Annotated in this window: 19 protein-coding genes; 15 read left to right on the forward strand and 4 right to left on the reverse strand. The window is 72.4% G+C overall.

The window, feature by feature from the left end:
* The first annotated feature begins 28 nt into the window (after positions 1–28).
* Positions 29–1180: an NADH-quinone oxidoreductase subunit D gene (locus AB0I06_RS06670; protein ID WP_363117623.1), complete on the forward strand. Its 1152-nt coding sequence runs from the start codon at positions 29–31 to the stop codon at positions 1178–1180.
* Positions 1181–1184: 4 nt separating this feature from the next.
* On the opposite strand, the gene AB0I06_RS06675 is transcribed toward AB0I06_RS06670, so the two are convergent.
* Positions 1185–2186 (reverse strand): SAM-dependent methyltransferase, encoded by a 1002-nt coding sequence (locus AB0I06_RS06675; protein WP_363117624.1) that lies wholly within the window; start codon positions 2184–2186, stop codon positions 1185–1187.
* Positions 2187–2304: 118 nt separating this feature from the next.
* Here AB0I06_RS06675 and AB0I06_RS06680 point away from each other — a divergent pair, with 118 nt between their 5' ends.
* Together AB0I06_RS06680 and AB0I06_RS06685 are read left to right on the forward strand one after the other, a co-directional pair.
* Complete coding sequence (locus AB0I06_RS06680) at positions 2305–3498, forward strand: sensor histidine kinase (protein WP_363117625.1); 1194 nt, start codon at positions 2305–2307, stop codon at positions 3496–3498.
* A 53-nt stretch (positions 3499–3551) separates the two neighbouring features.
* Positions 3552–4220, forward strand: coding sequence for a response regulator transcription factor (locus AB0I06_RS06685; protein ID WP_363117626.1), 669 nt, complete (start codon positions 3552–3554; stop codon positions 4218–4220).
* Between the two features lie 16 nt (positions 4221–4236).
* Here AB0I06_RS06685 and AB0I06_RS06690 read toward each other — a convergent pair whose 3' ends face one another.
* Positions 4237–5343 carry a DUF5937 family protein gene (locus AB0I06_RS06690; protein WP_363117627.1) on the reverse strand — a complete coding sequence of 369 codons (1107 nt, stop codon included), beginning with the start codon at positions 5341–5343 and terminating at the stop codon, positions 4237–4239.
* A gap of 159 nt (positions 5344–5502) precedes the next feature.
* Here AB0I06_RS06690 and AB0I06_RS06695 point away from each other — a divergent pair, with 159 nt between their 5' ends.
* Positions 5503–5706 carry a hypothetical protein gene (locus AB0I06_RS06695; RefSeq protein WP_363117628.1) on the forward strand — a complete coding sequence of 68 codons (204 nt, stop codon included), beginning with the start codon at positions 5503–5505 and terminating at the stop codon, positions 5704–5706.
* Here the strand turns inward: AB0I06_RS06695 and AB0I06_RS06700 are convergent.
* The gene (locus AB0I06_RS06700) at positions 5678–6880 is read right to left on the reverse strand and encodes a beta-eliminating lyase-related protein (RefSeq protein WP_363117629.1); all 1203 of its coding nucleotides are present in this window, start codon (positions 6878–6880) and stop codon (positions 5678–5680) included. The two genes, AB0I06_RS06695 and AB0I06_RS06700, sit on opposite strands and share 29 nt — an antisense overlap.
* A 182-nt stretch (positions 6881–7062) precedes the next feature.
* Here AB0I06_RS06700 and AB0I06_RS06705 point away from each other — a divergent pair, with 182 nt between their 5' ends.
* The 10 genes from AB0I06_RS06705 (at position 7063) to AB0I06_RS06750 (ending at position 15264) form a co-directional block, all read left to right on the forward strand.
* A complete protein-coding gene (locus AB0I06_RS06705; protein WP_363117631.1) occupies positions 7063–7983 on the forward strand; it encodes a DUF2520 domain-containing protein in 921 nt (306 codons plus the stop codon).
* The gene (gene panC, locus AB0I06_RS06710; protein ID WP_363117632.1) at positions 7980–8981 is read left to right on the forward strand and encodes a pantoate--beta-alanine ligase; all 1002 of its coding nucleotides are present in this window, start codon (positions 7980–7982) and stop codon (positions 8979–8981) included. Before AB0I06_RS06705 ends, panC begins: the two co-directional genes overlap by 4 nt.
* A complete protein-coding gene (locus tag AB0I06_RS06715) occupies positions 8978–10684 on the forward strand; it encodes an L-aspartate oxidase (RefSeq protein WP_363117633.1) in 1707 nt (568 codons plus the stop codon). The genes panC and AB0I06_RS06715 overlap by 4 nt, the downstream gene beginning before the upstream one ends.
* Positions 10685–10689: 5 nt before the next feature.
* Positions 10690–11664, forward strand: coding sequence for a carboxylating nicotinate-nucleotide diphosphorylase (gene nadC, locus AB0I06_RS06720; RefSeq protein WP_363117634.1), 975 nt, complete (start codon positions 10690–10692; stop codon positions 11662–11664).
* A 14-nt stretch (positions 11665–11678) separates the two neighbouring features.
* Positions 11679–12476, forward strand: a complete 798-nt coding sequence (locus AB0I06_RS06725) for a type III pantothenate kinase (protein WP_361113391.1) — start codon at positions 11679–11681, stop codon at positions 12474–12476.
* Between the two features lie 176 nt (positions 12477–12652).
* The gene (locus tag AB0I06_RS06730; RefSeq protein ID WP_363117703.1) at positions 12653–13294 is read left to right on the forward strand and encodes a hypothetical protein; all 642 of its coding nucleotides are present in this window, start codon (positions 12653–12655) and stop codon (positions 13292–13294) included.
* An 18-nt stretch (positions 13295–13312) separates the two neighbouring features.
* Complete coding sequence (locus tag AB0I06_RS06735; RefSeq protein ID WP_363117635.1) at positions 13313–13501, forward strand: hypothetical protein; 189 nt, start codon at positions 13313–13315, stop codon at positions 13499–13501.
* A gap of 158 nt (positions 13502–13659) precedes the next feature.
* Positions 13660–14121: a BlaI/MecI/CopY family transcriptional regulator gene (locus AB0I06_RS06740; protein ID WP_363117636.1), complete on the forward strand. Its 462-nt coding sequence runs from the start codon at positions 13660–13662 to the stop codon at positions 14119–14121.
* 9 nt (positions 14122–14130) lie between these two features.
* Positions 14131–14664 carry an amino-acid N-acetyltransferase gene (locus AB0I06_RS06745; protein WP_363117637.1) on the forward strand — a complete coding sequence of 178 codons (534 nt, stop codon included), beginning with the start codon at positions 14131–14133 and terminating at the stop codon, positions 14662–14664.
* A gap of 261 nt (positions 14665–14925) precedes the next feature.
* The gene (locus AB0I06_RS06750; protein WP_363117638.1) at positions 14926–15264 is read left to right on the forward strand and encodes an Lsr2 family protein; all 339 of its coding nucleotides are present in this window, start codon (positions 14926–14928) and stop codon (positions 15262–15264) included.
* Positions 15265–15273: 9 nt separating this feature from the next.
* Here the strand turns inward: AB0I06_RS06750 and AB0I06_RS06755 are convergent, their stop codons facing one another.
* Positions 15274–15969 carry an SCO3374 family protein gene (locus AB0I06_RS06755; protein WP_363117639.1) on the reverse strand — a complete coding sequence of 232 codons (696 nt, stop codon included), beginning with the start codon at positions 15967–15969 and terminating at the stop codon, positions 15274–15276.
* A gap of 441 nt (positions 15970–16410) precedes the next feature.
* Here AB0I06_RS06755 and AB0I06_RS06760 point away from each other — a divergent pair, with 441 nt between their 5' ends.
* Positions 16411–18936 carry an ATP-dependent Clp protease ATP-binding subunit gene (locus tag AB0I06_RS06760; protein WP_363117640.1) on the forward strand — a complete coding sequence of 842 codons (2526 nt, stop codon included), beginning with the start codon at positions 16411–16413 and terminating at the stop codon, positions 18934–18936.
* The last annotated feature ends 28 nt before the right edge of the window (positions 18937–18964 follow it).

Consider the following 18964-nt stretch of genomic DNA (forward strand, 5'->3'; position numbering starts at 1 on the left):
GCCAGCGTACGTAGGAGAGACTGTGTCCATGACTCCTACGACGGAGACCATGGTCGGAATCGGCGGCGCGGCGGAGAGCACCGACATGGTGCTCAACATCGGTCCGCAGCACCCGTCCACCCATGGCGTGCTGCGGCTGAAGCTCGTTCTGGACGGCGAGCGCATCAGGCACGCGGAGCCGGTGATCGGCTATATGCACCGCGGCGCGGAGAAGCTGTTCGAGGCGCGCGACTACCGCCAGATCATCATGCTCGCCAACCGCCACGACTGGCTGTCGGCGTTCTCCAACGAGCTGGGCGTGGTCCTCGCCGTGGAGCGGATGCTCGGCATGGAGGTGCCCGAGCGCGCGGTCTGGCTGCGCACGCTGCTCGCCGAGCTGAACCGGGTGCTCAACCACCTGATGTTCCTCGGCTCGTACCCGCTGGAGCTGGGCGGCATCACCCCGATCTTCTACGCCTTCCGGGAGCGCGAGGAGCTCCAGCACGTCATGGAGGAGGTCTCCGGCGGGCGGATGCACTACATGTTCAACCGGGTGGGCGGCCTCAAGGAGGACCTGCCGGCCGGGTGGACCACACGCGCGCGCGGCGCCGTCGCCGACGTGCGGTCCCGCATGGACCGTTTCGACGACCTGGTGCTCGGCAACGAGATCTTCCGCGGCCGCACCCGGGGCGTGGGCGTCCTCACCGCCGAGGCCGTGCACGCCTACGGGGTGAGCGGGCCGATCGGGCGCGCCTCGGGCGTCGACTTCGACCTGCGCCGGGACGAGCCCTACCTCGCCTACGGCGACCTCCAGGACACCCTGAAGGTGGTCACCCGGCAGGAGGGCGACTGCCTCGCCCGCTTCGAGTGCCTCCTGGAGCAGACGCACAACGCGCTCGACCTGGCCGACGCCTGCCTCGACCGGCTCGCCGAGCTGCCGCCCGGGCCGGTCAACCAGCGGCTCCCCAAGGTCCTGAAGGCACCCGAGGGCCACACCTACGCCTGGACCGAGAACCCTCTCGGCATCAACGGCTACTACCTGGTCAGCAAGGGCGAGAAGACCCCGTACCGGCTGAAGCTGCGCTCGGCGTCGTACAACAACATCCAGGCGCTGACGGAGCTGCTGCCGGGGACGCTGGTGGCGGACATGGTGGCGATCCTCGGGTCGATGTTCTTCGTGGTCGGGGACATCGACAAGTAGGGGCTCACGGCCGGAAGGGGTCCGGGACGCCGACCGGCTGCACCAGCCAGCCGAAGTCGCCGAGGCCGGCCCCGGCGGTGAGTTCGGCGGCCTCTCCGGCGCTCGCGAGGGCGCGCACATAGGCGGCGGGGTCGGTGGAGGCCAGTGTGAGCGGGGGGCGTGCGCCGTGCACGCCCAGGGCGTACAGCGCCTCGCGCTGGGACAGGACGCGTCCGCCGGGCAGCGCGCACGCGTCCAGGGCGACATGGGCGGTGAGGTCGCAGGAACCGTCCGGCACCGGTGTGGTCTCGCGGCCCTCGCGGAAGCCGGTGAGCGTCCCGAAGGGCGGCCGGGTGGCCGCCGTGTGCGCGTAGTCCACGGCGACGGCGAGTCCCCGGCGCAGCGTCCCCACCGCCCGGGCCCAGGCCTCGTCCCGGGGCAGACCGATCTCGGCCCGCAGCCCCTCCTCGCCGGGCAGCGGCCACCACCGCTCCAGCCACCGCGCCGCCGCCCCGGCCACCGGCTCCCCGAGCCGCTCGGTCCCGTCCTCGCGCACCAGCACCAGCCTCGCGACGCCCGCGGCGTCCACCTCCGCGACCTCCACGGGCACGTTGTCCAGCCACTCGTTGGCGAACAGCAGCCCCGTCGTCCCCTCGGGGGGCGCGGCCAGCCACTCGATCCGGTGATCGAGCCCGGCGGGACGCTCGGCGATCTCGACGGCGTACGCGCGCGTGCGGGCCGCCACGTCGGCGGGGAGGGCGGCGAGCACCCCGCCGGCCAGCTCGCCGCGTCCGGCGGCCATGTCGACGAAGTCCAGGACCGGCGGCCGCCCCAGCGCCTCGTCGACCCGGCACAGCAACCGCGCCACGGCTCCGGCGAACAGCGGCGACGCGTGTACGGATGTCCGGAAATGCCCGGCGGGCCCTTCCGCGCGCCGGTAGAAGCCCCCCGGCGCGTACAGGGCGTGTTGCGCCGCCGCACGCCACCCGCGCCCCTCACGCCCCTCGTTGCTCTTGCCTGCCGTCACCGGGCCAGGTTAAGCGGACACAACGAACGCAACTCCACCTTGGGGAGTAGGCGCACCCGATGCGGATCGGCCCTCCGGTTGACCCCTGCACCTATCCCGTATCCCTACGCTGGGTTACGTGCAGCGCCTCTATGACTTCCTCCGCAGGCACCCGACATGGGTCGACGGCTTCTGGGCCGTGGCCCTCCTCGGGATTTCGGTTGTGGGCGGGGCGGCGGGCGAGCAGTTCGGCCCCTGGGCCACCGTCGTCCCCATCACGCTGCTGCTGTGCCTCGTGGTGGCGCTGCGCCGCCGTATGCCGGAGAAGATGCTGCTGCTCGCGGCGGCGGTCGGCGTCGCGCAGCTGGTCACCGACGTCGCGATCCTGCCCGCCGACTTCGCCATGCTGGTGGTCGTCTACACCGTCGCGGCGGAAGGCGCCCGCTGGGCCTCACGCTTCGCGCTGATCGCCGGCCTGTGCGCGGCCCCCCTGGCCCAGCTGCGCTGGTCGAACGAGCAGACGGGGGTGGCCGGGGACATCGCCCTGGCGGTCCTGCAGACCGTGCCCTTCGCCCTGGCCTGGGTGCTCGGCGACTCCATCCGCACCCGCCGCGCCTACTTCGCGCAGCTGGAGGAGCGGGCCGCCCGCCTGGAGAAGGAGCGCGAGGCCCAGTCCAAGGTCGCCGTCGCCGCCGAACGCGCCCGGATCGCCCGCGAACTGCACGACGTCGTCGCGCACAACGTCTCGGTGATGGTGGTCCAGGCCGACGGCGCCGCCTACGTCCTCGACGCCGCGCCCGACCAGGCGAAGAAGGCCCTGGAGACCATCTCCTCCACCGGCCGCCAGGCCCTCGCCGAGATGCGCCGCCTGCTCGGCGTGCTGCGCACCGGCGAGCACCAGGAGGCCGGCGAGTACGTGCCGCAGCCCGATGTGCGCCAGATCGAGGACCTCGTCGAGCAGTGCCGCGGTTCCGGACTGCCCGTCGACTTCAAGGTCGAGGGCACGCCCCGCCCGCTGCCCAGCGGCGTCGAGCTCACCGCCTACCGCATCGTGCAGGAGGCGCTCACCAACACCCGCAAGCACGGCGGTGCCAACGCGGGCGCCAGCGTGCGCCTGGTCTACTTCGACGACGGCCTCGGCCTGCTCGTCGAGGACGACGGCAAGGGCGCCCCGCACGAGCTGTACGAGGAGGGCGGGTTCGACGGTCAGGGCCACGGCCTCATCGGCATGCGCGAGCGGGTCGGTATGGTCGGCGGCACCCTGGACGCCGGTCCGCGCCCGGGCGGAGGATTCCGCATCAGCGCCCTGCTGCCGCTCAAACCAGCGCACTGAGCCCCGCGCACGCCCCACTGACACCTGTCACGACCCCCTATGGAAGAGGCCCGATGACGATCCGCGTGATGCTCGTCGACGACCAGGTGCTGCTGCGCACCGGGTTCCGGATGGTGCTCGCCGCCCAGCCGGACATGGAGGTCGTCGCGGAGGCGGGCGACGGGGTCGAGGCCCTCGCGGAACTGCGCAGGACCGAGGTCGACGTGGTGCTCATGGACGTCCGCATGCCGAAGCTCGACGGGGTGGAGACGACCCGCCGGATCTGTGCGGACACCGACCCGCCGAAGGTGCTCATCCTGACCACCTTCGACCTCGACGAGTACGCCTTCTCCGGGCTGAAGGCGGGTGCCTCCGGCTTCATGCTCAAGGACGTGCCGCCGGCCGATCTGCTGGCAGCGATCCGGGCCGTGCACAGCGGTGACGCGGTCGTCGCGCCCTCCACCACCCGGCGGCTCCTGGACCGCTTCGCGCCGATGCTGCCGGGCACCAAGCAGCCCCAGCACAAGGAGCTGGAGCGGCTCACCGAACGCGAGCGCGAGGTCATGGTCCTGGTCGCGCACGGCCTGTCCAACGGCGAGATCGCGGCGCGGCTGGTGCTGTCGGAGGCCACCGTCAAGACGCACGTCGGGCGCATCCTGACCAAGCTCGGGCTCAGGGACCGGGTGCAGGTCGTCGTGCTGGCCTACGAGACGGGGCTGGTGCGGGCCGGCGGGCACGGCTGACCGGTGCGCCGGGCGGCTACCTGAGGATCCCTTCCAGGAACTCGCTGCCGAGCCGCGCCACCACCGTCACGTCCAGCTGGTGCAGGACGTAGCGGCCGCGGCGGCGGGTGGTGATCAGGCCCGCCTTCTTCAGCACGGCCAGGTGCCGGGATATCTCCGGGGCGCTCATGCCGTGCACCTGCGCCAGCTCGCTGGTGGTGTGCGCGCTGCGGGCCAGGTGCCGGCACATGCGCATACGGACCGGGTGGGACAGCGCGGTCATCCGCATGGCCAGCTGTTCGAGCGTCTGCGGCGCGGTGAGCTCCGGGGAGCCGACCGGGTAGTGCAGCACCGGCTGCCAGCCGTGCCGGTGCAGGACCATCAGGTGCGGCCAGCCCAGGCTGGTCGGGACCAGCAGCAGGCCGCCGTCGCGGGTGGCCGTACGGCCCTCGCCCAGCTTGTCGACGGTGATCCGCGCGGCCTCCTCGTCGAGCGTGACCGCCGGGGACACCGCGCCCAGCGCCTCGGCCAGGCCCTTGCGCCGCAGCAGGTCCGTCTTGTGCCGGGCGTCCGCCGCGAGCTGGTGGCGCAGCCGCTGCCAGGCCTCCGCGAAGAACGCCTCGTCGCAGTCCCGCAGGAACTGCCGCATCCAGGCCCGGATCCTGGGCGGATCGGCCAGCAGCCGCTCACCGAACCGCAGCTGCCGCGGCCCGCGCGCGGCGGCGAGGTCCAGCGCCCGGCGGCGCGTCGCCGGGTCGGACAACGGGGTCGGCGCGCACTCGCCGTAGCCGAGGCCGCAGGTGAACTCCAGTGCCGCGTCCACGAACTGCTCGTCCGACAGCTTGTCGAGCTGGTCCAGTTCCTCGGCGAGGGACGCGCCCGGGAGGGAGCGCCGGTCCGGCAGGCCCGCCCAGGGCAGGAACAGGTCCGAGAACGTGGTCCGCCACAGGAAGTCCGCCTCGCACATCCGGTCGGCCAGATGCGAGTCGAGCCGTGCCGTCACGCCCGTCACCCAGCCCTGGAGGCCCGGGTGGTGCGCCGGCTCGGACAGCGCGTGCAGCGCCATGCCGAGCTCGGCCAGGGGGGAGGGCACGACGGCGATCTCCTCCGGCCGCAGACCCGCGATGTCGATGTGCACGCTCATGACCTCATGGTGCACCCGGCCACCGACAACGCCCCCGCCGATTGACGGACCCCGTCAATCGGCGCGACGCCACCCCCGGCGCGGGCGCACGGTGGGATCACCGGGGCCACCGCGGAGCCTTCGGACCTCCACCACCCCGTCGCGCGAAGGCGAACCACCATGAGCATCACGCAGCAGCACCTCCTCGACACCTACCGCGCCCGGACCCTCGGCGAGCCCGCCCCGCCCGCGCCCGGCGCCCACGACCGGCAGGTCGTACGGGAGTGGCGCGAGGCACGGCGGTTCCGCGCGGTCCTCGCGGGCCGCCCGGCCCGGCACCGGTTCCAGGACGCCCTCAGGCGGTGGCGGCGGCGCCCTGTCTGACCCGCTCCGGCAGCCGGGCCACGAACTCCGCCACGGCCGCCTTCACGTCCTCGGCGCTCCACTCCAGCGCCTCGGCCCGCACATGCACGTCCGTGAAGGCCAGCCCGGGGCCGCCCCGTTGCCAGGCGCTGCCGAACAGGACGTCCCCCGTCTCCTCGGCCGTGCGGACCGCCGCCTCCCCGAGCACCTCCGGCTCGTGGGGCAGCCAGACCCGGAAGTCGTGGGTGTGCGGCACCTCCGGGTGCACACGCGCCCACGGCACCCCGGCCGCCGCGAACCCCTCGCGCAGGGCGGTGGCCACCACGCGCGCGTGGGCCACGTACTCCGGCAGCCTGGGCAGTTGCCGCTCCAGCCCGACCAGCGCCGACAGCACCGTCGGGAACTGCTGGAAGGCCATCCCGCCGTACCGGTGCCGCCAGGTCCTGGCCTGGCCGACGAGCTCCTCGGGGCCGGCGAGCGCCGCGCCGCCGTACGCCTCCAGGGACTTGTAGAACGACACGTAGACGCTGTCGGCCAGGCCCGCGATCTCCTCCAGGGGGCGGCCGAAGTGGACGGTGGACTCCCACAGGCGGGCCCCGTCGAAGTGCACCACCGCGTCCCGTTCCCGGGCGGCCTCGACGACCGCGGTGAGCTCCTCCCAGGTGGGCAGCAGGTAACCGGCGTCCCTGAGGGGCAGTTCCAGCATCAGCGCCCCGAAGGGCTCCTCGAAGTCGCGGACCTCGGCGGCGGTCGGCAGCCGCGGCTCGCTCGTCAGGCGCACCGGGCGCAGCCCGCCGACCTCGCTGAACGCGTTCCGCTCGTGCACCTCGGGATGGCTGAGCGCGTGCAGGGCGACCGTCCGGTTCCCGGTGCGCTCCGCCCAGCAGCGCAGGCCCACCTGCTGGGCCATCGTGCCCGTCGGGAAGAACGCGGCGGCCTCGGTGCCCAGCAGGCCGGCCACCTTCCTCTCCAGCTCCTCGACGACGCCGTCGCCGTACACGTCGGACAGCTCGTCCAGGTCGTGCACGCCGCCCGCCTCCTCCAGCAGGGCCAGGCGTTCCCTGAGGGTCCGGTGGAAGCCGAAGCGCGCGAACACGCGCCGTGCGGTGCGATGCGCGGCCAGCCGTCTCTCCCGCAGCCCCGCGCCCCGGTCCTCGTCCGCCGCCTGATCGTCGTGCTCCGCCGTATCGGTCATGCCCGGGATCCTCTCCCGCGCGCACGGCGCCGGGCACCCGACTTTTCCGTACGCCGTGCCGGGCGTGCCGCACGCGCGTGCACAGCCTGTGGACGACCGGACGCCCCCCGAACCGATCGCGTTAACATGACGAGAAATCGTCCGGTACCCGGAGCGGACTGGAACGGGAAGGCCGCCGTCGAGTGAACACAACCCCACAGCCGGATCCCAGGGACCGCCCCGCGCGGCTCACCGTAGGCGTGGTCGGCGCCGGCCGGGTGGGCCCCGCGCTGGCGGCGTCCCTCCAGCTCGCCGGGCACCGCCCGGTCGCCGTCTCCGCGGTCTCGGAGGCCTCCCGGCGCCGCGCCGGGCTGCTGCTGCCGGACGTACCGGTGATGCCGCCCGCCGACGTCCTCCAGCGGGCCGACCTGGTGCTGCTCACGGTCCCCGACGACGCCCTGCCCGAGCTGGTCAGCGGCCTCGCCGACACCGGGTCCGTCCGGCCCGGGCAGCTCCTCGTCCACACCTCCGGGCGGTACGGGGCGCGGGTCCTGGACCCGGCCCTGCGCGCCGGTGCCCTGCCGCTCGCGCTGCACCCCGCGATGACCTTCACAGGCACCCCCGTGGACGTCCAGCGGCTGGCCGGCTGCTCCTTCGGCGTCACCGCCCCCGAGGAGCTGCGCCTGGCCGCCGAGGCCCTGGTCATCGAGATGGGCGGCGAGCCGGAGTGGATCGCCGAGGAGAACCGCCCGCTCTACCACGCGGCCCTCGCCCTCGGCGCGAACCACCTGGTCACCCTGGTCGCCCAGTCCATGGAGCTGCTGGCCGCGGCCGGCGTCTCGGCCCCCGACCGGATGCTCGGCCCGCTGCTCGGCGCGGCCCTGGACAACGCCCTGCGCTCCGGCGACGCGGCCCTGACCGGCCCGGTCGCGCGCGGGGACGCGGGCACCGTCGCGGCGCACGTCACCGAGCTGCGCCGGCACGCCCCGCAGACCGTCGCCGGCTATCTGGCGATGGCCCGGGCGACCGCCGACCGGGCCCTCGCCCAGGGCCTGCTGAAGCCGGAACTCGCCGAGGACCTCCTCGGGGTACTCGCCGACGGCACCGAAGGGGACGCCCGATGACCACCGCCCTGCTGCGCACCGCCGGGGACCTGCACGCACGCGCGCGTACGGGCCGCCGTGCCGTGGTGATGACCATGGGCGCCCTGCACGAGGGCCACGCCACGCTGGTGCGCACCGCGCGCGAGCTGGCCGGGCCGGACGGCGAGGTCGTCGTCACCGTCTTCGTCAACCCGCTTCAGTTCGGCGCGGGCGAGGACCTCGACCGCTACCCGCGCACCCTGGACGCCGACATCGAGCTCGCCGGGCAGGCGGGCGCCGACGTCGTGTTCGCCCCCGCGGTGGACGAGGTCTACCCCGGCGGCGAGCCCCAGGTCCGGATCACCGCGGGCCCCATGGGCGAGCGCCTGGAGGGCGCCTCCCGCCCCGGCCACTTCGACGGCATGCTCACCGTCGTCGCCAAGCTGCTGCACCTCACGCGCCCCGACGTCGCCCTGTACGGGCAGAAGGACGCCCAGCAGCTCGCCCTGATCCGCCGCATGGTGCGGGACCTGAACTTCGGCGTGGAGATCGTCGGCGTGCCCACCGTCCGCGAGGAGGACGGCCTGGCCCTGTCCAGCCGCAACCGCTACCTCTCGGCCGCCGAGCGGCGCACCGCCCTCGCCCTGTCCGGGGCCCTGTTCGCGGGCCGTGACCGGCATGCCGCACAGGAGGCGCTGCGCGCCCGGGCCCGTGAAGTGCCGGCCACGCGCGCGCGTGCCGAAGCGCTCAGCGCCATAGGGGAGTCCCGCGCGGCGGCCGACGCGCACGCCGTGGCGACGGCCGTCCCGGGCGGCCCCGCGGCCGTGCGTGCCGCCGCCCGCCAGGTCCTCGACGAGGCCGCCCGCCTCGATCCGCCGCTCGCCCTGGACTACCTCGCCCTGGTCGACCCCTCCGACTTCACCGAGATCGCGGACGACTTCACCGGCGAAGCGGTCCTCGCCGTCGCCGCCCGGGTCGGCACGACCCGGCTGATCGACAACGTCCCCCTCACCTTCACACGCTTCGGAGCCGCCTCGTGACCACCACAGGCATACGACTGCACGCGCCCGCCCCCGGGTGGTCCATCGCCGCGGACGTGGTCGTCGTCGGCTCCGGCGTCGCCGGGCTGACCGCCGCCCTGCGCTGCGAGGCCGCGGGCCTGCGGACGGTCGTCGTCACCAAGGCCCGGCTCGACGACGGCTCCACCCGCTGGGCCCAGGGCGGCATCGCCGCGGCCCTGGGCGACGGTGACACCCCCGAGCAGCACCTCGACGACACCCTCGTCGCGGGCGCCGGCCTGTGCGACGCGGACGCGGTCCGGCTCCTGGTCACCGAGGGCCCCGGCGCGGTACGCCGCCTGATCGAGACCGGTGCCCGGTTCGACGAGTCCGAGGGCGAGCTGGAACTGACCCGCGAGGGCGGCCACCACCGCCGCCGCATCGCGCACGCGGGCGGTGACGCGACCGGCGCCGAGATCTCCCGCGCCCTGGTCGAGGCGGTCCGCGCGCGGGGCATGCGCACCGTCGAGAACGCGCTCGTCCTGGACCTCCTCACCGACGCCGAGGGCCACACGGCCGGCGTGAGCCTGCACGTCATGGGGGAGGGCCGGCACGACGGCGTCGGGGCCGTCCACGCCCCCGCGGTGGTCCTCGCCACCGGCGGCATGGGCCAGGTCTTCTCGGCGACCACCAACCCGTCGGTGTCGACGGGCGACGGCGTGGCGCTCGCGCTGCGGGCGGGTGCGGAGGTCAGCGACCTGGAGTTCGTCCAGTTCCACCCGACCGTGCTGTTCCTGGGCCCCGACGCCGAGGGCCAGCAGCCCCTGGTCTCCGAGGCCGTGCGCGGCGAGGGCGCCCACCTGGTCGACGCCGACGGCGTGCGCTTCATGGTCGGACAACACGAACTCGCCGAACTCGCCCCCCGCGACATCGTCGCCAAGGGCATCACGCGCCGTATGCAGGAGCAGAACGCCGAGCACATGTACCTCGACGCCCGGCACTTCGGCGCCGAGATGTGGGAGAGCCGCTTCCCGACGATCCTCGAAGCCTGCCGCGCCCACGGCATCGACCCGGTCACCAGCCCCATCCCGGTCGCCCCGGCCGCCCACTACGCCTCCGGCGGCGTCCGCACCGACTCCCACGGCCGGACGACCGTCCCCGGCCTGTACGCGTGCGGCGAGGTCGCCTGCACCGGGGTGCACGGCGCCAACCGGCTGGCGTCCAACTCGCTGCTCGAAGGTCTCGTCTACGCCGAGCGCATCGCGGCCGACATCGCGGCGAACGGCCTGCCCGCGCGCGTGCCCGCGCCGGTTTCGCACCCCGAGATCCCCGAGCACCCCCTGCAGACCGCTCAGGCCCGCTTCACGATCCAGCGGATCATGACGGACGGGGCGGGCGTCCTGCGCTCGGCCGGGTCCCTCGCCAAGGCCGCCGACCAGCTCCAGCGCCTGCACACCGACGCCCGGGAGGCCCTCGCCGAGAACGGCGCCACGGCCGAGGCCGGCGTCGACACCTGGGAGGCCACCAACCTCCTGTGCGTGGCCCGCGTCCTGGTCGCCGCCGCCCTGCTGCGCGAGGAGACCCGGGGCTGCCACTGGCGCGAGGACCGCCCCGAGCGCGACGACCCGGCCTGGCGCCGCCACATCGTCGTGACCCTGAACCCGGACCGCACCCTGGCCGTGCACACCACGGACACCACAGACTTCCCCCCGACCCTCCCCACCCAGGCCCCCCAGGAGCAGTGACCGACGTGAGCACCCCCGACCTTCCCCTCGCCTCCTCGGGAGGCTGCGGAGACGGCTGCGCCTGCGGCGCGGACGACGAGGCATACCTGGAGTGCGGCCTGGACCCCGCACTCGCCCAGCTCCTGGCCGACGCCGGCCTCGACCCGGTCGAGGTCGAGGACATCGCCAACGTGGCGCTCCAGGAGGACCTGGCCCACGGCGTGGACGTGACCACGGTGGCGACCATCCCCGAGGACGCGGTGGCCACGGCCGACTTCACCGCCCGCGAGGCGGGCACCGTGGCCGGTCTGCGCATCGCCGAGGCGGTCATCTCGGTGGTGTGCGAGGAGGAGCTCGAGATCGAGCGCCACGCCGAGGACGGCGACCGCGTGGAAGCCGGGCAGAAGCTCCTGTCCGTCACCACCCGCACCCGTGACCTCCTCACGGCCGAGCGCAGCGCGCTGAACATCCTGTGCCGCCTGTCGGGCGTCGCGACGGCCACGCGCGCGTGGGCGGACGTCCTGGAGACCACCAAGGCCAGGGTCCGCGACACCCGCAAGACCACTCCGGGCCTGCGCAGCCTGGAGAAGTACGCGGTGCGATGCGGCGGCGGCGTCAACCACCGCATGTCGCTGTCGGACGCGGCCCTGGTCAAGGACAACCACGTGGTCGCGGCCGGCGGTGTCGCCCAGGCCTTCCAGGCGGTCCGCGAGCGCTTCCCCGAGGTCCCCATCGAGGTCGAGGTCGACACCCTGGACCAGCTCCGCGAGGTCCTGGACGCGGGAGCCGACCTGATCCTGCTGGACAACTTCACGCCCGCCGAGTGCGAGGAGGCCGTCGCGATCGTCCAGGGCCGTGCCGCCCTGGAGGCGTCGGGCCGTCTCACGCTCGACAACGCCAAGGCGTACGCGCAGACGGGTGTCGACTACCTGGCCGTCGGAGCCCTCACCCACTCCTCGCCGATCCTGGACATCGGCCTGGACCTGCGGCCGGCGGAGTAGGGGCGGTACGGGTCATGCTGCTGACGATCGACGTAGGAAACACCCACACCGTCCTCGGCCTGTTCGACGGCGACGAGATCGTCGAACACTGGCGCATCTCCACCGACGCCCGGCGCACCGCCGACGAACTGGCGGTCCTGCTCCAGGGCCTGATGGGCATGCACCCGCTCCTCGGCGACGAGCTGGGCGACGGCATCGACGGCATCGCCATCTGCGCGACCGTCCCCTCGGTCCTGCACGAGCTGCGCGAGGTGACGCGCCGCTACTACGGCGACGTGCCCGCCATCCTCGTCGAACCGGGCGTCAAGACGGGCGTGCCGATCCTCATGGACAACCCCAAGGAGGTCGGCGCCGACCGGATCATCAACGCGGTCGCGGCGGTCGAGCTCTACGGCGGCCCCGCCATCGTCGTCGACTTCGGCACGGCGACGACGTTCGACGCGGTCAGCGCGCGCGGCGAGTACGTCGGCGGGGTCATCTCGCCGGGCATCGAGATCTCCGTGGAGGCCCTGGGCGTCCGCGGCGCCCAGCTCCGCAAGATCGAGGTGGCCCGGCCCCGCAGCGTCATCGGCAAGAACACGGTCGAGGCGATGCAGTCGGGCGTCATCTACGGCTTCGCGGGCCAGGTCGACGGCGTGGTCAACCGCATGGCCCGCGAGCTGGCGGAGGACCCGGACGACGTCACGGTCATCGCGACGGGCGGCCTGGCGCCCATGGTCCTGGGCGAGTCGTCGGTGATCGACGAGCACGAGCCGTGGCTGACGCTGATCGGCCTGCGGCTGGTCTACGAGCGCAACGTCTCGCGCATGTGAGCCTGCGCCGGGGGCGGTGCACACCCGGCCCGGGGCCTGCCGTGCGCAACGGAACACTGCGGCGGGCCCTAGGCGGGACGGGTGGTCCCCCGCGCCACACCCGTCCCCTATGTCGAATTTGTCTGATTAGCGCGTATCGTCGCCACATGCCCACGCCATACGGATCCCGCGGCGGCATGGCGTTCGGCGTGGAGGAGCTGCGTGTGCTCCGCCGCGCTCTCGCCCTCGCCCTCCACCCCACCCACGCCTCGGCCGACGACGTCCAGGACTGTCTCCGCCTCGCAGAGTCACTCGACGAGGCCGTGCGGGAGGGAGCCAGGCTGCGCGCCTTCCTCGTGGCCGACCTGGGCCGCTACCGCGCCGCCCTCCCCGGTACCGCCGCCGGTTACCTCGCGCTCCTCGAGGAGGCGCTGGGCGCCGGTTACCGCCCCCTGCCCGACGACCTCGCGGCCCTGCGCGCCCTGCGCGGCAACCCGGCCGCGGCGGCCCTCCTGGACCGCTGCACCGTCCCGTCCGTCACCGTCGCCGCCGCCGTCCCCGCGGCCGTCGTGCCCGGCTCCCGCACCCGCACCCGCCTCATGGCCCTGCCCGGAGGCCGCCGCGCCGCCGTCGGCGCCGGGGACGGCCCGGGCAAGCAGCCCGAGAAGAAACCCGCCCGCAAGCCGGTGGCCCCCAAGCCCGCCCCGGGCCCGCCCCCGGCGCCCGCCCCGGGCACCCCGAAGCCGTCCCGTCCGATCCCCACCCCGGGCGAGGTCTTCCCGCGCCGCAAGCCGACACCGCCACCCCCGGCGAACCCCCAGCAGCTCGCCGCGGGCTGACGTGGCTACCCTGGATCCATGGACTACGTCTCCGCGCTCCTGCCCCCGGTCGTCATGGCCGTCTTCTTCATCGGCGTGATCCGGGTGATCGTGAAGACACAGGGCGGCGCCAACAAGGCCAAGGAGGACGCGGCCGTCGACGCCGCCCTCGCGCGCGCGGAGAGCGCCCCCGGCCCCGCCGCCGCGCCCCCGAAGGCCGAGGCCTGACCCCACCCCCGAGAGGGCGTACGACTCGGCGAGCCCGCCCCCGCGGCGCTCGTACTTTCGAGTCGTACGCCCTTTTTGTTCCCGTTCGCCGGTGAAGCGCACGTCCGCCACGCCATTACCGGGATCTCCCACTATTGTTCTGAGCTGTGCCTCGCCCATTGGGAGAACTCGAAGACGCGGTCATGTCGCGGGTGTGGAAGTGGAACCGCCCGGTGACCGTTCGAGAAGTCCTGGAAGATCTTCAGAAGGAGCGGTCCATCGCGTACACCACCGTGATGACCGTTTTGGACAATCTCCATCAGAAGGGCTGGGTGCGCCGCGAGGCGGAAGGCCGCGCCTATCGATATGAGGCGGTCTCCACCCGCGCCGCCTACGCGGCTGCCCTGATGAACGACGCCTGGTCGCAGAGCGACAACCCCGCCGCCGCTCTCGTCGCCTTCTTCGGGATGATGAGCGAGGAACAGCGGCGGTCTCTCAGTGATGCCGTACGCATCGTCCAGGGTCCTCAAACGCAGGAACCGACCGAACCGTCGGAATCCGCGGAACCGGCCGAAGGAGCGGAACCCCCACAAGACCCTGCGCAGAACCCCGCCTCCGCTCAGGACCACGACGGGCGATAGCGTCCCGTCATGTCCGCGAAGAGCCCCGAACCCACCGCAAAAGCCATCACCGTCCGGCGGGCCCGCACCAGCGATGTCCCGGCCGTGCGCCGTCTCCTCGACGCCTACGTCCGCGGCGGCATCCTGCTCGACAAAGCGATGGTGACGCTTTACGAGGACATCCAGGAGTTCTGGGTCGCGGAACGGGACGACAACGCCGAGGTCGTCGGCTGCGGTGCGCTGCACGTGATGTGGGAAGACCTCGCGGAAGTCCGCACTCTGGCGGTGAAGCCAGGACTGAAGGGCGCGGGCGTCGGACACCGGGTGCTGGAGAAGTTGCTTCAGACCGCCCGCTGGCTCGGTGTTCGCCGCGTTTTCTGTCTGACCTTCGAAGTCGACTTCTTCGCCAAGCACGGCTTCGTGGAGATCGGCGAGACGCCCGTCGACCGGGATGTCTACGCGGAGCTGCTGCGTTCCTATGACGAGGGCGTCGCGGAGTTCCTCGGACTCGAACGAGTGAAACCGAACACCTTGGGCAACAGCCGGATGCTTCTGCATCTGTGATCGCCGGACGCCAGTCGCCCGCAAGACGCGCACGCTTGTCCCGGCATATTCCGCCGTGCCGACCCTGCCCAGGTGCCCTATGTCCGAAACGCGCACGTTTCCGGACCGGGCCCGGGCTGCCGGTCTCTGCCGGGGGTTTGTGTTTTTCGGGCAAAAGCGGTTTGCTTTCCGACGTACTGCAGTACTGCATATAACAGGGGACGGCGATACGGCGGACGCCGGCACACCCCGGCCCTGAAGATATCGATGAAAGGAAATCCGGTGGCACAGAAGGTTCAGGTCCTTCTTGTCGACGACCTCGACGGTGGCGAGGCGGACGAGACCGTGACGTTCGCGCTGGACGGCAAGACGTACGAGATCGATCTCACCACCGCCAATGCGGACAAGCTCCGCGGCCTTCTCGAGCCTTACGTGAAGGGCGGTCGTCGTACCGGAGGCCGTGCTTCGGGCGGACGTGGAAAGGCGCGCGCCGCCGCGAGCGGCGGCAGCCAGGACACCGCGGCGATCCGCGCCTGGGCGAAGGAGAACGGCTACGAGGTCAACGACCGCGGCCGTGTTCCCGCGACCATCCGCGAGGCTTACGAGAAGGCCAACGGCTGAACAGCGGCTTCACCGACCCTGCGCACGCAAGGCCGGCGGCTGGGCGCACGCGCGCCGCAGCCGGAGCCGGTGGCACTGGGTCGCCACCGTGTTCACCAGCCGCACGAGATCGGGGGCGTTCCCATCTGCCCCCAGCGCCGACAGCGTCGGCAGCGAGGCCTCGACCTCGCATCCCGGCTCGGGGGGCCGCAGCCACACGGCGGCCCCCTGGGAACCGGCCGGGCACGGCACGGAGAGCGGAACGCCCGCCTCGCGGGACGCCGCGGCGTGCGACGCGCGCGCCGGCAGCGCCGCCCTCTCCCGCCGAGGCTCCGGGGGCGACGGGGCGTCCATGACGCCGCCCGCGCCGATCGCCGCCAGATCCAGGGCCAGGCACCCCCAGTCGAGCCACTCCAGCAGCCCGGGAAGCTCCTGCGCGCTGCCGGCGGCCACCAGCAGCAGCATCCGGTCGCCGTGCAGGGCGACGGGCCCGGTCGGCACCGAGCGCCGCAGCGCCGCGTGACCCGCCTCCGCCGGCACGTCCAGGACGTCGTAGCGCGGCCCCACGGCCAGCCGCAGCGGATCGCCGGGCACCGTCGGCCACCGGAGTTCGTTCTCGTACCACCGCCGGACCTGACCGCTCGCACCGGCCGGGTCGAGCGGCCGGCGGGGGAGCGGGACGGGCGGGGCCGAGGATGCGATCACGGGCTGAGGGGCGCCGAACATGCCAAGCGCAACAGCCGGAAGGGCGTGCGGGTTACGCTGGGTGGCGCCTCGAACGCACGGTGTGGCGAAATGGGGGCGCGCGGGGGGTGCGGGGAGGCGCAAGGTTGTTCGCCCGTAGCGGAGGGAACGGGGGCACTCGGCATGGTCTTCCGGTCCGCGCGGGTAAGACATCCCTAGTGGGAGGGGGCGACACGCAGAAAAGGCCGTCTCACGTTCGCCATCGGCGTACTGGCGAGTGGGGTATCTGCCTGGCCTGCGGGAACATCGTCTCGCACCATCGGGTTGGAGCAGATGTCGGCGTTCGGGGTCAGGAGGCAGTGTTGGTTCTCGGTCCGGTGTCGGCAGTTGGAATGAGCGGTCCCCGCTTGCGGGACTAAGCTGCGGAAGGACAGGGAGGGGAAGTTCCCCCCACTGCCTGACCGCTCTGAGGAGCGATTAACGATGTTCGAGAGGTTCACCGACCGCGCGCGGCGGGTTGTCGTCCTGGCTCAGGAAGAAGCCCGGATGCTCAACCACAACTACATCGGCACTGAACACATCCTCCTGGGTCTGATCCACGAGGGTGAAGGTGTCGCCGCCAAGGCCCTTGAGAGCCTCGGGATTTCGCTCGAGGCGGTCCGCCAGCAGGTGGAGGAGATCATCGGCCAGGGCCAGCAGGCCCCGTCCGGGCACATCCCCTTCACCCCCCGAGCCAAGAAGGTCCTGGAGCTGTCGCTCCGCGAGGCCCTTCAGCTGGGCCACAACTACATCGGCACGGAGCACATCCTGCTCGGCCTGATCCGCGAGGGCGAGGGCGTGGCCGCCCAGGTCCTCGTGAAGCTGGGCGCAGATCTGAACCGCGTGCGGCAGCAGGTCATCCAGCTGCTCTCCGGATACCAGGGCAAGGAGACCGCCACCGCCGGCGGTCCTGCCGAGGGCACGCCCTCCACGTCCCTGGTCCTCGACCAGTTCGGCCGGAACCTCACCCAGGCCGCTCGTGAGTCCAAGCTCGACCCGGTCATCGGGCGCGAGAAGGAGATCGAGCGGGTCATGCAGGTGCTGTCCCGCCGTACCAAGAACAACCCGGTGCTGATCGGTGAGCCCGGCGTCGGCAAGACCGCCGTCGTCGAGGGCCTCGCCCAGGCCATCGTCAAGGGCGAGGTGCCCGAGACCCTCAAGGACAAGCACCTCTACACCCTGGACCTCGGCGCCCTGGTCGCCGGCTCCCGCTACCGCGGTGACTTCGAGGAGCGCCTGAAGAAGGTCCTCAAGGAGATCCGCACCCGCGGCGACATCATCCTGTTCATCGACGAGCTGCACACGCTGGTCGGTGCGGGTGCCGCCGAGGGCGCCATCGACGCCGCTTCCATCCTGAAGCCGATGCTGGCCCGCGGTGAGCTCCAGACCATCGGTGCCACCACGCTCGACGAGTACCGCAAGCACCTGGAGAAGGACGCGGCCTTGGAGCGCCGCTTCCAGCCCATCCAGGTCGCGGAGCCGTCCCTGCCGCACACGATCGAGATCCTCAAGGGTCTGCGTGACCGGTACGAGGCGCACCACCGCGTCTCCATCACCGACGAGGCGCTGGTCCAGGCCGCCACCCTGGCCGACCGGTACATCTCGGACCGCTTCCTGCCGGACAAGGCGATCGACCTGATCGACGAGGCCGGTTCCCGGATGCGCATCCGCCGGATGACCGCGCCGCCGGACCTGCGCGAGTTCGACGAGAAGATCGCCGGTGTCCGCCGGGACAAGGAGTCCGCGATCGACTCGCAGGACTTCGAGAAGGCCGCCTCCCTGCGCGACAAGGAGAAGCAGCTCCTCGCCGCCAAGGCCAAGCGGGAGAAGGAGTGGAAGGCCGGCGACATGGACGTCGTCGCCGAGGTCGACGGCGAGCTGATCGCCGAGGTCCTCGCGACCGCCACCGGCATCCCGGTCTTCAAGCTGACCGAGGAGGAGTCCAGCCGCCTGCTCCGCATGGAGGACGAGCTCCACAAGCGGGTCATCGGCCAGAACGACGCCGTCAAGGCGCTGTCGAAGGCGATCCGCCGTACGCGTGCCGGTCTGAAGGACCCCAAGCGTCCCGGTGGCTCGTTCATCTTCGCCGGCCCGTCCGGTGTCGGTAAGACCGAGCTGTCCAAGGCGCTCGCCGAGTTCCTCTTCGGTGACGAGGACGCGCTGATCTCCCTCGACATGTCGGAGTTCAGCGAGAAGCACACGGTCTCGCGCCTCTTCGGTTCGCCCCCCGGATACGTGGGCTACGAGGAGGGCGGCCAGCTGACGGAGAAGGTCCGCCGCAAGCCGTTCTCGGTCGTCCTCTTCGACGAGGTCGAGAAGGCCCACCCGGACATCTTCAACTCGCTGCTGCAGATCCTGGAGGACGGTCGCCTGACCGACTCCCAGGGCCGGGTCGTGGACTTCAAGAACACGGTCATCATCATGACGACCAACCTCGGCACCCGGGACATCTCCAAGGGCTTCAACCTGGGCTTCGCGGCCTCGGGTGACACGAAGACCAACTACGAGCGCATGAAGAACAAGGTCTCGGACGAGCTCAAGCAGCACTTCCGGCCCGAGTTCCTCAACCGCGTCGACGACGTGGTCGTCTTCCCGCAGCTGACCCAGGGCGACATCCTGCGGATCGTCGACCTGATGATCGGCAAGGTCGACGAGCGCCTGAAGGACCGGGACATGGGCATCGAGCTCTCCCAGTCCGCCAAGGAGCTGCTGGCCAAGAAGGGCTACGACCCCGTGCTGGGTGCGCGTCCGCTGCGCCGCACCATCCAGCGCGAGATCGAGGACTCGCTGTCGGAGAAGATCCTCTTCGGCGAGCTGCGCCCCGGTCACATCGTGGTCGTCGACACGGAGGGCGAGGGCGAGACCAAGACCTTCACCTTCCGCGGCGAGGAGAAGGCGGCCCTGCCGGACGTCCCGCCGATCGAGCAGGCGGCCGGTGGCACGGGTCCGAACCTGAGCAAGGACGCGTGATCCCTCCGGGACACGTGTGACACGACAG

It is taken from the genome of Streptomyces sp. NPDC050674 (assembly GCF_040654575.1).
GTDB lineage: Bacteria > Actinomycetota > Actinomycetes > Streptomycetales > Streptomycetaceae > Streptomyces.

Coding starts and splice junctions, on each gene's coding strand:
- AB0I06_RS06725 (WP_361113391.1), top strand. CDS start 11,679: ATGCTGCTGACGATCGACGTAGGAAACACCCACACCGTCCTCGGCCTG.
- AB0I06_RS06735 (WP_363117635.1), top strand. CDS start 13,313: ATGGACTACGTCTCCGCGCTCCTGCCCCCGGTCGTCATGGCCGTCTTC.
- AB0I06_RS06745 (WP_363117637.1), top strand. CDS start 14,131: ATGTCCGCGAAGAGCCCCGAACCCACCGCAAAAGCCATCACCGTCCGG.
- AB0I06_RS06695 (WP_363117628.1), top strand. CDS start 5,503: ATGAGCATCACGCAGCAGCACCTCCTCGACACCTACCGCGCCCGGACC.
- AB0I06_RS06730 (WP_363117703.1), top strand. CDS start 12,653: ATGGCGTTCGGCGTGGAGGAGCTGCGTGTGCTCCGCCGCGCTCTCGCC.
- AB0I06_RS06700 (WP_363117629.1), bottom strand. CDS start 6,880: ATGACCGATACGGCGGAGCACGACGATCAGGCGGCGGACGAGGACCGG.
- AB0I06_RS06690 (WP_363117627.1), bottom strand. CDS start 5,343: ATGAGCGTGCACATCGACATCGCGGGTCTGCGGCCGGAGGAGATCGCC.
- AB0I06_RS06685 (WP_363117626.1), top strand. CDS start 3,552: ATGACGATCCGCGTGATGCTCGTCGACGACCAGGTGCTGCTGCGCACC.
- AB0I06_RS06755 (WP_363117639.1), bottom strand. CDS start 15,969: ATGTTCGGCGCCCCTCAGCCCGTGATCGCATCCTCGGCCCCGCCCGTC.
- AB0I06_RS06670 (WP_363117623.1), top strand. CDS start 29: ATGACTCCTACGACGGAGACCATGGTCGGAATCGGCGGCGCGGCGGAG.
- AB0I06_RS06760 (WP_363117640.1), top strand. CDS start 16,411: ATGTTCGAGAGGTTCACCGACCGCGCGCGGCGGGTTGTCGTCCTGGCT.
- panC (WP_363117632.1), top strand. CDS start 7,980: ATGACCACCGCCCTGCTGCGCACCGCCGGGGACCTGCACGCACGCGCG.